Here is a 13,409-nt window from a genome sequence, read left to right on the forward strand (position 1 = left end):
CTCCCTGCCCCCTGCACCCCTGCGGTCTAAATGATAAGTCTTTACCCGAACATGATATCACGTCGCATTTTTATTCCTCAACACCCAGACAATTACCAGATTGTAAAGTCTTGAGATACCAATTTTAGCGTCGGCGTAGCCCACCGCAGGTATCGCTTGTCCCTAAGACCGCGATAAAATTCTCAAGCACAACAGCGCACTCCATACCAATGCAAATTAACTGGCAAACTGCCAAAACCTACGAAGATATTCTGTATCAAAAAAACGATGGCATTGCGAAAATTACTATCAATCGCCCCCACAAACGCAATGCTTTCCGTCCTAAAACTGTCTTTGAACTATACGACGCTTTCTGTGATGCTCGTGAAGATACCACTATTGGTGTTGTTCTATTTACTGGATATGGTCCACACACTGATGGCAAATATGCCTTCTGTTCTGGTGGCGACCAAAGCGTGCGGGGACATGCAGGTTATGTGGACGAAACTGGCATTCCCCGCTTGAATGTGCTGGACTTACAACGCCTGATTCGTTCCATGCCGAAAGTGGTAATTGCCCTAGTAGCTGGATATGCGATCGGTGGTGGACATGTCCTACACTTGATTTGCGACCTTACCATCGCTGCCGATAACGCTATTTTCGGACAGACTGGCCCCAAAGTCGGCAGTTTTGACGGTGGTTTTGGAGCCAGCTATCTCGCCCGCATCGTGGGGCAAAAAAAAGCTAGAGAAATTTGGTTTCTCTGCCGTCAATATGATGCCCAACAAGCCCTAGAAATGGGCTTAATTAATTGTGTCGTCCCAGTGGAACAACTAGAAGCCGAAGGTATTCAATGGGCGCAGGAGATTTTAGAAAAAAGCCCGATCGCAATTCGGTGTCTCAAAGCCGCCTTCAACGCTGATTGTGACGGACAAGCTGGTTTACAAGAACTCGCTGGCAATGCCACTCTACTCTATTACATGACAGAAGAAGGGTCTGAGGGGAAACAAGCCTTTCTTGAAAAGCGCCCACCAGATTTTCGTTCTTTTCCTTGGTTGCCTTAGAATTGCAAAAATCGCACCTCATTAAAAGGTGCGATTTTTGTAGATATCAACTTTTACAGCACTAAAAATCTTAAAAACAAATCTTATTTTAAGCAGACTAAAAACTCAGTCCGTAATAATGAATGACTAAATAACCACTGCTTTAGTCTTTACCTGTTCAGATATAGAGGCAGTTATTTCCTCTACAGGGGCAAGAGCAGCATTGTCTAAATCTGAGGCTAGAGATTGACAAGATGTTAAAACTGGAGCTGCATCTGGCAAACCCCAAGCATCTTCCAAAGTTTCCCAAGAAGGTGCAAAAGGTGGGAGCGCCAAAGAGCAAGCTTTCCAAGTTGCTTGAACTGGTGCGCCCAACTGCTGGCACGTTCCGCCACGGCGACCTTCTGGCTGGTAATGACGGCAATATTTACAGGCAGATGCTAAAAATTTAATAGGTTTCATTTGGATTCATCTTTAGTGCCGTTTTGGCTGAATTTCATCTTTATATTTTGCTTCTATATATAAAGACGGATAAGAGCCAAAAAGTCATTAATTTCTATAGGTTTCAGCGATCCCAAGGGAAAAATAAACTTCAGGATATTTTTATAATCTTGTTATATATTTAAATAATTATAAGAGTGGTTACCTATAGATTTTGGCTAAAACTTATTAGGGATCAAGACTAAAAGTAAAGCTTTTGATTTATCTAGTCTTTTAACTTCCTCCTTAAGGATGGGTTAAAGCATAGACTTTTAGATAAATAGTCTGTTTTGTGTACTACATTCGGTAGATTTTAGCAGGAAAATATATTTTTTCTCAAGAATCAGAACTATTTTATGTGATAGCAGCAAGTTACTTCCGGATAAATTATGCTCAACGAATAATCGCTCAACTATTTTGCTTGGAAAACTTTTTAGCAGCACAGACAGAACAGACTCCCCAGCGCTGGAGTTCACCGGGTGGGGTGGGAGATTGACATTGGGGACAAAGTGGTAAACCATGCGATCGCGATCGCATGACCTGAGCCCAATTCCCAAAAGCAGCATTCACATCCTTGGTGGGTATCATTTCAGGGCGGCTAATCTCATTACCAAGGTAACTGGGATGCTCATGGGGTAAAACCATTTGTTGCTGTTTTGTCTCCACAGATGGATTCTGCCAGCCAGCAGTAGAGAAGCGAATATCAACCAAAGGTGTTGGCAGCTTTTTATTCAACTTTAAAAGTAGAGATGTGCGACCAAAAGTCAGGTTTTGCGCCCAAGCAGCACTAGAAGTTGCTACCGACAAAACATCGCGCTGAATTGACAATGGTCGAGTATTTGCAGCAACTACTGGGCCAACAACTTCTGCCCAAAACTTGAGCAGGCGTTGAAATGGTTGCTCCTGCCATTTAGCCTGCTTTTCTAGAACGCCTAAAACATCATTAATTGATTTCAACGACATCATTCAAAGTGCTGGTAGCTATAAGGGAGCGTTTAGCCCATGCTGAGTGAGGAGTTTTCCCCCTGCTCCATACCCTATTTCCAAAATAGACTTTTATGCACTATCGTTCATAAAAAAGCCTGAAAATCTCTTTTTTCTAGTCCTCACTGCCCAATTCCCATTACCCCACCATCCCCAATCTATCTATTTAGATAATTTCCGCTACTATTGTCACAAATATATCTAAAGTTAATTCCAACAGTCTACGTTTGAGGCACAGAAGCAATGACTCAAAACCCACTAAACGATTCCGGTGCTAATCATCAATCATCTAAAACATCTGGGTTAAAACCAGTACTAGCAGCAGCATTAGCGAGTTTAGAAGTGCCGCTAGATCAAGAGTTAGCTCGATACCGACGCACGCGAACTAGTTTGGTGTCATCGAATCAGTCCCGGATTGCAAGTTACATCAACAGTCAACCCCAGCCATCGACTGCCATTCCTACAATATCGGCAAAAACTCAGTCATCAGGAACGGAAATTAAAACCAATGTGCCGCCTGTATCTGTACCCGTGAATCATCAGGGAACCCCAGTGCCAGTTACGGCAAAAATTGACGTACCACCTCCATCTTCTGTAGCTGTGACTCCTGAGATCAACCCAGCGCCAGCTACAGCAAAAACTGAGCAACTGAATAATCCTAATGTGACCTCCACCTCCGATTCTGCTAGAACACAAACTCAACTTCCACCACCCCCGCCCAACTTTTCTAGTAGCATTGTGCCAGCAATCGTTAAAAATACTAAGAGCGAAAATCTTTTGCAGCCAGATGATACCCCTAAGCACCCAGATGACTATTTGGAATCTAGTGAAGCACTGCTGCGAAGTCTGACAGAGGAACAACCAGAAACCAAGAAGCCAAATAATTCTAGCGACAGTCTGCTATCTCCTTTAGGTATCGGCTCAATGTTGCTGCTATTGGTGGCGAGTCTTACTTTAGGTTATGTGGTGTTCAATCCCAAAAGCTTGTCACAATGGAATTTAGGCAAGTTGTTTAACAGTAACTCGTCTCCCGTACCAGAAAATACTCAGGAAGTTGGGAGTAATTTCCAACCTCAAATTGCCCCACCAAGTACATCTATACCCAAGTATCCCAATCTCGCTACTGAAGAGTTTCCTGAAGTCAGAGACCCCAATGATGTAGTTGGCTTAAAACCCAAAGTCCAACCAAGCCTCGCAGTAGTGCCTAATCCAGCTGTTCCCCAAAACCCTGCAAATCCTCAAGCAGCATTGCCTGACGCCAACACAGGCCTAAAACCGAGAAATCCGATCGCCTTAGCACGAGTACCGACCCTACAGACCTTGCCTCCCCTAAATTTGCCTCCCACTTCACCGATAAAAACCTCGCCCAAGCCAATCGCAACCTCACCCAAGCTGAATGCAGAAATCAAACCAGGAACAGATGGGTTCTATCATGTAGTCATAGATAATAAAGGGGCGGCTTATGCCTCAGCCCGCCAAGTAGTTCCTGATGCTTATTTATCGCCCAATAAGGAATTGATTTATCTGGGTGCTTTTAAGACTAAAGAGCAAGTAAAACAACAGATGCAACTGTTACAGGCGAAGGGAATTCAGGCACGAGTTCAGCAGCCGTGAGTTGCAAAAATCTACGATACCATGAGATAACAGTCCTGAGCCAATGAGTGCTGTTAGAGGATAGCTAGGGTTGAGCCAGTGCTGAGTTGTGTTAGCGGATAGCTAGGGTTTAGCCCGTGCTGAGTAGTAGAGACAAAATATTGTTTGTTTACGACCCTATAACAAAAAATATTATCCTCAAAACTTTAATTAGGCACTCAGTACTCCATAACTACCCTATGACAACAAAGATTATACTTAGGACTTTAACTAGGCACTCAGCAGTCTATAACTAATTCATTACTCAGCACTCAGCACTCAGCACTCAGCACTTATTACTGAGTTTCGTGAATGGAGAGCCGACATGGAATTAATCAAGCGTATCCTGCGGGTGATTCGCGCTAATCTCAATAGTTTGATTGGTGGTGCAGAAGATCCAGAAAAGATTTTGGAGCAAGCTGTCCTGGAGATGCAGGAAAATCTGGTGCGGTTGCGGCAGGGTGTAGCCCAAGCGATCGCAACTCAGAAACGTACTGAACGACAGGCAGCCGCTGCCCATTCTCAAATGGAAGAATGGTATCGCCGCGCTCAATTGGCACTGCAACAAGGCAATGAACCTCTAGCACGGGAAGCTTTGACTAAGCGCCAAGCCTATAAAGAAACCACTACAGCCCTATTTTCCCAAATAGAGCAGCAAAACGATATAGTAGCTAGGCTAAAAAAGGATATGCGATCGCTAGAGTTAAAAATTTCCGAGGCGAAAACCAAAAAAGATATGTATATTGCTCGCGCCCGTTCTGCTGAAGCGTCTTATCGCCTCCAGGAAATGCTCGGCGGAGTTTCTGCCACCAGCAGTCTGAGTGCCTTTGAGCGGATGGAAGAAAAAGTTTTGCAAATAGAAGCTCAATCAGAAGCCATAGCTCAACTCAGTAGCGACGACTTGGAAACACAATTTAGTTCTTTGGAATCTAATGATGTAGATACCGAATTGGCAGCGATGAAGGTACAGGTTCTCAACCAGTCAGAAAACACACAGTACAACAGTCTCCTCACTGAGGAGAGCCAGAAGACAGCGCAACTTCCCCAACAGCAGTTACCCAAAACTCAGGATTTTTGAAGTTCTACTAATTACCCCAGTTTGGAGATATCTTAACAATTAAGAGTTGTTAGGAGGTACTGATTCAAACCGGAAAGATTACATTGAAATAGGTAGCTATTAAAAAGTTAAAAAGCTAACTGTCCAACAAAAGCGTAAATTACACAAGGAAAAACAAAGTTATGGGATTATTCGATCGCATTAAGCGAGTTGTTAGTTCTAACCTCAATGACCTGGTTAACAAAGCCGAAGACCCCGAAAAAATGCTAGAGCAGGCCATCCTGGAAATGCAGGAAGACTTGGTGCAGCTGCGTCAGGGAGTAGCCCAGACGATCGCCGCCCAAAAACGCAGCGAGAAACAGTACAATGATGCTCAAAATGAAATCAACAAGTGGCAACGCAATGCCCAACTGGCTCTGCAAAAAGGTGATGAAAACTTAGCACGACAAGCCTTAGAGCGGAAGAAAACTTATACTGACACCAGTACTGCCCTCAAAGCTAGTTTAGATACCCAAAGCACTCAAGTTGAAACCCTCAAGCGCAACTTAATCCAGCTGGAAAGCAAAATTTCTGAAGCTAAGACTAAGAAAGAAATGCTCAAAGCTAGAATCACTACTGCCAAAGCCCAAGAGCAACTTCAAGGCATGGTGCGTGGGATGAATACTAACAGTGCAATGTCTGCCTTCGAGCGGATGGAAGAAAAAGTCTTGATCCAAGAATCCCGGGCCCAGGCAGCAGGAGAGTTAGCAGGTGCAGATTTAGATACCCAATTTGCCCTGTTGGAAGGTAGTAGCGATGTAGATGATGAATTAGCAGCTTTGAAAGCGCAAATGTTACCACCCGCTACTCCCCAAAATCAAGCCCAACTGCCACCGCAACAAGAAACCACTGCTCCTAAATCTACTGCTCCTAAGTCCAATGAAGTGGTTGATGCTGAGTTGGATTCCTTACGCAAGCAATTGGATCAACTGTAAAATTGACAGAAAACTTATTTAAGCTAGTCCCACACCTGTTGGCTGTGGGATTTTACGTCATTAGTCAATAGTTAACAATCCTAATCACTATAAATTATTAACTATGGACTATTGACGACTTTGGGATAAAGTATTGTGTGTGCCAACTTTGATCGCCACCTGATGGAGACTGCAATGAGTAAGGCTGTAATCACCATAACTGATGCTGAGTTTGAAACCGAAGTGTTAAAAGCCGAGCAGCCTGTATTAGTTTACTTTTGGGCTTCCTGGTGTGGGCCTTGTCAATTGATGTCGCCCGCGATTAACTCTGCTGCCAGCGAATATAGCGATCGCCTCAAAGTCGTTAAAATGGAAATTGACCCCAACCCACTCACTGTTAAGCAGTACCAAGTGGAAGGTGTACCCGCCCTCAGACTATTTCAAGGCCAGGAGGTTTTGATATCCACCGAGGGAGTCATCGGCAAAGAGAAATTATTTGCTCTTCTAGATACCCACTTAAATAGTAATTAGTCAATAGTTCATAGTTCATAGCAAATGACTGATGACCAATGACCAATGACTAATGACTAATGACTAACATACAGTTTGCAAAACGTTTACAACCCCTAAAATCTAATGTATTTGCTGATATGGACAGAGCTAAGGCAGTCGCTTTGGCTGCTGGTCGAGAGGTAATTGATTTGTCGTTGGGGTCTTCTGATTTACCAGCCGAGGCACATGTCATCGAAGCGATCGCCCAATCTCTTAGCGATCGCAGTACCCACGGCTATCTGTTGTTTAATGGAACCCTTGGGTTTCGCGAAGCCGCAGCCAACTGGTACGAACAAAAATTTGGCATCAAAGTCGATCCTCAAACTGAGGTACTACCTCTGATTGGTTCTCAAGAAGGCACAGCCCATTTACCTCTAGCATTGCTCAATCCAGGAGATTTTGCCCTGTTGCTCGATCCAGGTTACCCTTCCCATGCGGGGGGAGTCTACCTCGCCAGCGGTCAAATCTACCCGATGCCACTACTAGCAGAAAATGGTTTTTTACCAGTATTTGCTGATATTCCTGCCCCTGTCTTGGCCCAGTCGCGGATGATGGTATTAAGTTATCCTCACAATCCCACTTCTGCGATCGCACCTTTATCTTTCTTCCAAGAAGCTGTCGCCTTTTGTCAACAACACAATCTCGCCCTAGTTCACGATTTCCCCTACGTAGATTTGGTATTTGGGGAAACTGGAGATTGGGGACTAGGGACTAGGGACTGGGTAATGAATTCTTCCCAATCCCCAATACCCAATACCCAGTCCCTAGTCCCTTCAATTCTGCAAGCTGATCCAGATAAAAGCATCTCAATTGAATTTTTCACCCTTTCCAAGTCCTACAATATGGGCGGCTTTCGCATTGGCTACGCCATCGGTAATGCCCAGTTAATTAACGCCTTACGCCAGGTAAAAGCCGCCGTTGATTTTAATCAGTATCGGGGAATTTTGAATGGTGCGATCGCTGCCCTGACTGGCCCTCAAGCTGGGGTAAAAAGTGCTGTCGCTACCTTCCAGGAACGGCGTGATGCTTTCATCAGTGCTTTACACCGCATTGGTTGGAATGTTCCTACTCCCAAAGCCACAATGTACATCTGGGCAAAATTACCCTCACCTTGGAGTCAAAACTCCATCGAATTTTGTACCCAGCTAGTCAAACAAACTGGTGTAGCTGTATCCCCAGGTGCTGGCTTTGGCAAATGTGGAGAAGGATATGTCCGTTTTGCCTTGGTGCATGAGCCACCTTTGTTAGAAACTGCTGTAGAAAGAATTGCCCAGTTTCTTCATTAAATTTCTTCTCAAACGAAACGCCAAAGATTTTTGCTGCCAAAGTCTACGAATGGAACACGCGGTAGGGGCGCACATTTGTGCATCCCTACCAATTCCCGTATTGTACTGAACCGTAAAATTATATCCTGTACTTTTTATAACCTTACTATTTCCATATAATATGTAATTAAACTGATAAAAATGTCGAAACATTCTTCATCTTTTTATCGATAATCAGAAGGAACTTTACCCAATCAGGTCTCCCCGTTTCTTAAACTGGGTTTGTACGCTCAGCTACCAAAGATGGCTAACAATACAGGTCGCGTTTTTAAGTAGCTGTATTGCCAAAAGCCTGTAGTCAAGACAGCCCAAGCCTAAAAACGGCAGTAGTTTAAAACTTAACTTCCAAACTGACAGAGACTTGAAAACAATGAAGATGAATTTTCAGAAACTTGTAATTGGTGCCTCAATGGCTATTGGTGTGAGCGCTCTTGCAACTGCTCCAGCACACGCTACATCTTTTAGTTTCAATAATACAGGAGAAATTAACACTTATACTGGTGGCTCGAATGGTACCTTCATTAAAGGGAATGCACAAGGTGGTACTAACGCTGCCATCAAAGCTTTGACAGATAACAACTCCAGCTCTAACGTCGAGCTTTGGTATAGTACCGAAAACCCCACTTCTAACGTTGGTTTCACCGCCACACAAGGAAACTACAGTGCTACCGTTAGCAGTGTTACTGCTAGTGATTGGAGTAGTTTTGGTTCCCAATGGCTGGGTGATTTGTTGAGTACCTACACTCCATTTAAGTCAGTGTGGAATGGGTTTTCAGCGAGTACCCAATCATTAGTAACGAGTTATTTTCCTTTATTGGGGATGGGAGATCCTAACATTGGTAGCTTCCAATTCGGTCAAAATGGCGGTGTGGAACTGAGCTTGGTTGGTCACTTAGATGTAAAGACCAAACTCTCAGATACACTTTCTACTAAACTTTCCGAAGCGTGGACTGGAGGAGCGAAATTACTATTTCCAGGTAAAACAATTTTACCAAGCGCTTTAGAAGTTCAAACTAAGATTTCAACACTTCAACTAACGCTGAACTCGCCTCTAACCCCTGCTGCTACGAAGCTAACGCTGCAAACTCAAATAGCTCAACTGACATCATTCAAAGACCTCCTCAACTTCCAAGCTGCATTAAACGCCTACCAAGGCGAAATCGGAGCTAGTGAAATTGCCAAGGTAGTTACTGATGGTAAAACTTCCTACGCTTACAGCTTTAACCCCACTGCATCTGGAATTACAGCCTCTGATGACGGCGTATCCTACAGCGCTTATTACAACTGGCACACACCTACATACACGCCTCCTTTAAAGCAAGTCCCAGAACCATCAATAATACTGGGTCTACTAGGTGTTGCTGGTGTGTTTGCGACCCAACGCAAATTCAAAAAAGCATCTATTTAAGATTTTAGGTTCAAAACGACAAATGAGTTAGGGAGCTGTTAGCTCCCTTTTTTAATGAATATTTCTTCAAACTATAAGATGATTTAATCTTCTAGGTTATACTATTTTTAAAAATATTTGCAACAAATGAATCGGTTGTAAAATTCTATATCTGTATGCCCCTAGCAACGTATTTGTAATATGGATTTCGTGAAATGGTATTACTTATCCTCACATCCAGATGAAACCTGTTTTAATAAGGGCAATTACTATACTGTCAGTTACAATATTCCTTAAGTATTTTTACACATGTAAATGGGGCAATTCAATTTTGAAAATCAGCCGTTTACTTCAAACTATAACTTAGAAAAATTTCGTAAAAAAAAGCTTAATTTTTGATTAAGTTATACTTAATAAATCCTATTGTTTAAGTATTGTAGTGCAGGGAAGTTTAATTTATTAATATCTTTAACTAGATGACATAAGTCAAATTTCTATTCATTTCATCGTTTAAATGCACTACCGTTTTAGTTTATGGTGATAATTGTTGGCTTTAACTTAAGATAATCAGATAATAGGTAGCAATGACAGTAAAATTACTCAATAGAGATCAGCCACTGCAATCACACAAAGCTAGACGAATTTTGCTAGTTGAAGACCATTATCTCAATCGGATGTTACTGAGTGACTATCTAAGTTACTGTGGGTACGATGTCCAAAGCTTATCAGAAGGCGCTGCTTTTTTCTCAACTATAGAGAGATTCAAGCCAGATTTAATGTTATTAGACTTGAAATTGCCAGATATTGACGGTTATTCGCTCTTAAAACAAGTCCAGCAAAAACCTGATTTGTCAAAAATACCTATTATTGTGGTTTCAGCCTTTGCTTTTAAAGCAGATCAAGAAAAAGCTCTAAGTTTAGGTGCATGTCGTTATTTTGTTAAACCTTTAAAACTCAAGGATCTCATCCTTACGATTGAAGAACAATTTACTTGTTGCCATAGATAGACTTTTCTAATAAGCGTGTATTTATTCCGTTTTTTGGTTAGCGATAAACTCTTCAACACGCTCACTAAGATTTTGTACAGAACTGCCAATTATTTGAATTTTCTGTTGTACTTGCGCTAACAACAAAACTGCTGTTTGCAACTCATTGAGAGTTTCAGCCATAGCCTCACGATACTGGGCTTCAAAGTCTTGTAAATTCATAGTCTAGCTCTTATCTGAAATTATTATAATAACCATATTCCCAATCATAATCGTAAATTTAACTGACTAAATCCGTTAATTCGCTTAATCTTATAAGTTCAAGCAAAAAACATAAATATTGTCGATTAATAAAATATTTATCTTACATTCATATAAACGATATTTAAACATATTCTTGATTCTTCAAAAGATTGACAAAAAGAAAAGTAAATAAAATAGAAATATTTGGATCTAAAATATAAAACTTTAACTAATAAAATAGTATTATCAATTTAAAAATATTAGTTATATATAGATTCAGAAAGCAAAGTTTTTATGTGACAGTAGCAGCCGATGACTAAAATTGTAGCTAGACAAACTCTGTGTCTGCTTTAAAGTTCTGAGGCTTGCAGCAAGTTTTCTGATCAGCGTCTAGCTTGGAAACCAACCACCCCGTGGGAAGCCTTTTGGGTTCGAGCCTCCCCCCGAACCCGAACAGCATGTCGCCTAGCTAAGGCTCTTAGCATTTCCCTTTGAGAGAAAGGGAGACGCCTTACCGTAAAAGCGTCTACAAATTTATCTTTGTGCGGACTAAAAGCCTACCTGACTTGAAAGTACTGAGGTAGGAGTTATTATTCTCTCCCAGTCTCCATTCCCTCTTTCATGTGTTCTGATGTATGCAGTTTATGACGGCTACTTTATATTTACTTGATAAATAGTTTGTCAAATCGGCACGAAAAAATAATTTTTCTTAAAATAGAGAAAGATTACCTAATTTTGTTTGTGACAATATCTACGCAAATATTACCGCTGCTTAAAGAGCCAGAACGACTGGAAAACCGTCTAGCCGAAATTCCACCGGAACCGGGGGTTTATTTCATGCGGGACGGGAGCGATCGCATTATATATATAGGTAAATCACGTAAGTTGCGATCGCGTGTCCGTTCCTATTTCCGGGATGGCTACAACAAAAGTGAACGTATCGCCACGATGGTCAAGTTGGTGACAGAAATTGAATTCATCGTTACTGATACTGAAGCCGAAGCACTAGCGCTCGAAGCCAATTTGATCAAGCAGCACCAGCCATATTTCAACGTGCTGCTCAAAGATGATAAAAAATATCCCTATCTCTGCATTACTTGGTCAGAAGATTATCCGCGAATTTTTATTACCCGTAAACGTCAATTCGGCAAAGAAAAAGATAAATTTTACGGGCCTTATACTGATGCTGGTTTATTGCGAGAAATTGTCCGTATCTGCAAGCGCATCTTTCCACAGCGACAACGACCTCAACCACTTTTTAAAGACCGTCCTTGCTTGAATTTTGATTTAGGGCGTTGTCCGGGTGTGTGTCAACAGCTGATTTCACCAGAAGAATATCGCAAAGTTGTGCAAAAAATAGCGATGGTCTTTCAAGGTAGAACTCAGGAACTGATTGATATTTTGACTCAACAGATGAACGCAGCTGCTGAGAACTTGAATTTTGAGTCAGCGGCGCGGATTCGCGATCAAATTTCTGGGTTAAAGTCGTTGACAGCCGACCAAAAAGTTTCCTTACCAGATGATACAGTTTCGCGGGATGCGATCGCACTGGCAGCCGACGAAGAACACGCTTGTATTCAATTATTCCAGATTCGCGCTGGGCAATTGGTAGGACGTTTGGCCTTTCTGGCGGATGCTCACGCAGAACCAGGAGCTATTTTACAACGAGCTTTAGAGGAACATTATCAAACTGCTGACTCAGTAGAAATACCTATAGAGATTTTGGTACAGCATGATTTACCAGATGCGGAGATATTGGCGGATGTCTTAACTCAACGTAAAGGCAAAAAAGTGACAATTTTGACTCCTTTGCGGCAAACTAAGGCAGAATTAATTGAGATGGTAGAGCGAAATGCTCAGTATGAATTGCAAAGAATGCAGAAATTTGGCGATCGCAATCACCAAGCAATGCAAGATTTAGCCGCCATCCTCGATTTACCAGATGCACCCCATCGCATCGAAGGTTATGACATTTCCCATATTCAAGGGTCAAATGCTGTCGCTTCGCAAGTTGTGTTTATCGACGGATTACCCGCAAAGCAGCACTATCGCCACTATAAAATCAAAAATCCCACTGTGACAGCAGGACATTCAGATGATTTTGCTAGTCTGGCTGAAGTCATCCAGCGGCGGTTCCGTAAATATGCGGAAGATCAGCAATTAACGCGTTTGGGTAATCCTGACTGGCCTGATTTAATCATGATCGATGGTGGTAAAGGTCAGTTATCATCCGTTGTCGCCGTTTTGCAAGAGATGAATTTATTAGAAGACTTGCGAGTTGTGAGTTTAGCAAAGCAGCGAGAAGAGATTTTTTTACCGGGAGAATCTAAACCCTTGACAACTGATGCAGAACAACCGGGGGTACAGTTATTGCGGCGACTGCGGGATGAAGCGCATCGGTTTGCAGTGAGTTTCCATCGTCAGCAGCGCAGTGATAAGTTGAAGCGATCGCGTTTAGATGAAATCCCTGGTTTAGGACATCATCGACAAAAGCAGCTACTAGGGCATTTTCGCTCAGTGGACTACATTCGGCAAGCAACAACCACACAACTTGCTGAAGTAGCAGGAATTGGGCCACGTTTGGCTCAAGAAATTTACGATTATTTTCATCCTGCTTGAAGTGACAACTCTTACTCTCACCTTAAACGAGGAGGTGAAAACAATGAAGTTTGCTGATTTTGATTCTTATAAATCTTATCAGCAAATATGAACTAAATCTTAAGATAGAGATTTTGTGACTAAATATACAGTAATTTATGGGTTTTAATTTTTGAATACAAGAACGGCT

At 42.2% G+C, this 13,409-nt stretch carries 12 protein-coding genes; 9 read left to right on the plus strand and 3 right to left on the minus strand.

Annotation, left to right across the window (positions count from 1 at the left end):
- The first annotated feature begins 209 nt into the window (after window positions 1-209).
- Complete coding sequence (gene menB, locus HWQ44_RS29025; RefSeq protein WP_292725411.1) at window positions 210-1,043, plus strand: 1,4-dihydroxy-2-naphthoyl-CoA synthase; 834 nt, start codon at window positions 210-212, stop codon at window positions 1,041-1,043.
- A 126-nt stretch (window positions 1,044-1,169) separates the two neighbouring features.
- On the opposite strand, the gene HWQ44_RS29030 is transcribed toward menB, so the two are convergent.
- Both HWQ44_RS29030 and HWQ44_RS29035 read right to left on the minus strand, forming a co-directional pair.
- The gene (locus HWQ44_RS29030) at window positions 1,170-1,484 is read right to left on the minus strand and encodes a hypothetical protein (protein WP_292725412.1); all 315 of its coding nucleotides are present in this window, start codon (window positions 1,482-1,484) and stop codon (window positions 1,170-1,172) included.
- 426 nt (window positions 1,485-1,910) lie between these two features.
- On the minus strand, window positions 1,911-2,465 hold the full coding sequence (locus HWQ44_RS29035) for a DciA family protein (RefSeq protein ID WP_292725441.1): 555 nt from the start codon (window positions 2,463-2,465) through the stop codon (window positions 1,911-1,913).
- A 264-nt stretch (window positions 2,466-2,729) separates the two neighbouring features.
- Here HWQ44_RS29035 and HWQ44_RS29040 point away from each other — a divergent pair, with 264 nt between their 5' ends.
- The 7 genes from HWQ44_RS29040 to HWQ44_RS29070 all read left to right on the plus strand — a co-directional run bounded on the left by HWQ44_RS29040 (window position 2,730) and on the right by HWQ44_RS29070 (window position 10,399).
- Complete coding sequence (locus HWQ44_RS29040; protein WP_292725413.1) at window positions 2,730-4,100, plus strand: hypothetical protein; 1,371 nt, start codon at window positions 2,730-2,732, stop codon at window positions 4,098-4,100.
- A 343-nt stretch (window positions 4,101-4,443) separates the two neighbouring features.
- Window positions 4,444-5,196 (plus strand): PspA/IM30 family protein, encoded by a 753-nt coding sequence (locus HWQ44_RS29045; RefSeq protein ID WP_292725414.1) that lies wholly within the window; start codon window positions 4,444-4,446, stop codon window positions 5,194-5,196.
- A 161-nt stretch (window positions 5,197-5,357) separates the two neighbouring features.
- Complete coding sequence (locus tag HWQ44_RS29050) at window positions 5,358-6,149, plus strand: PspA/IM30 family protein (protein ID WP_292725415.1); 792 nt, start codon at window positions 5,358-5,360, stop codon at window positions 6,147-6,149.
- Window positions 6,150-6,323: 174 nt separating this feature from the next.
- Window positions 6,324-6,659 (plus strand): co-chaperone YbbN, encoded by a 336-nt coding sequence (locus tag HWQ44_RS29055; protein WP_094349563.1) that lies wholly within the window; start codon window positions 6,324-6,326, stop codon window positions 6,657-6,659.
- 59 nt (window positions 6,660-6,718) lie between these two features.
- On the plus strand, window positions 6,719-7,966 hold the full coding sequence (locus HWQ44_RS29060) for an LL-diaminopimelate aminotransferase (RefSeq protein WP_292725416.1): 1,248 nt from the start codon (window positions 6,719-6,721) through the stop codon (window positions 7,964-7,966).
- 409 nt (window positions 7,967-8,375) lie between these two features.
- A complete protein-coding gene (locus tag HWQ44_RS29065; RefSeq protein WP_292725417.1) occupies window positions 8,376-9,413 on the plus strand; it encodes an NF038130 family PEP-CTERM protein in 1,038 nt (345 codons plus the stop codon).
- 563 nt (window positions 9,414-9,976) lie between these two features.
- Window positions 9,977-10,399: a response regulator gene (locus HWQ44_RS29070; RefSeq protein WP_292725418.1), complete on the plus strand. Its 423-nt coding sequence runs from the start codon at window positions 9,977-9,979 to the stop codon at window positions 10,397-10,399.
- Window positions 10,400-10,420: 21 nt separating this feature from the next.
- Here HWQ44_RS29070 and HWQ44_RS29075 read toward each other — a convergent pair whose 3' ends face one another.
- Window positions 10,421-10,600: a hypothetical protein gene (locus HWQ44_RS29075; protein ID WP_292725419.1), complete on the minus strand. Its 180-nt coding sequence runs from the start codon at window positions 10,598-10,600 to the stop codon at window positions 10,421-10,423.
- 762 nt (window positions 10,601-11,362) lie between these two features.
- On the opposite strand from HWQ44_RS29075, the gene uvrC reads away from it, so the two are divergent.
- Window positions 11,363-13,240, plus strand: coding sequence for an excinuclease ABC subunit UvrC (gene uvrC, locus HWQ44_RS29080; RefSeq protein ID WP_292725420.1), 1,878 nt, complete (start codon window positions 11,363-11,365; stop codon window positions 13,238-13,240).
- The last annotated feature ends 169 nt before the right edge of the window (window positions 13,241-13,409 follow it).

The sequence above is a fragment of the Nostoc sp. JL34 genome, assembly GCF_017114945.1.
Lineage (GTDB): Bacteria > Cyanobacteriota > Cyanobacteriia > Cyanobacteriales > Nostocaceae > Nostoc.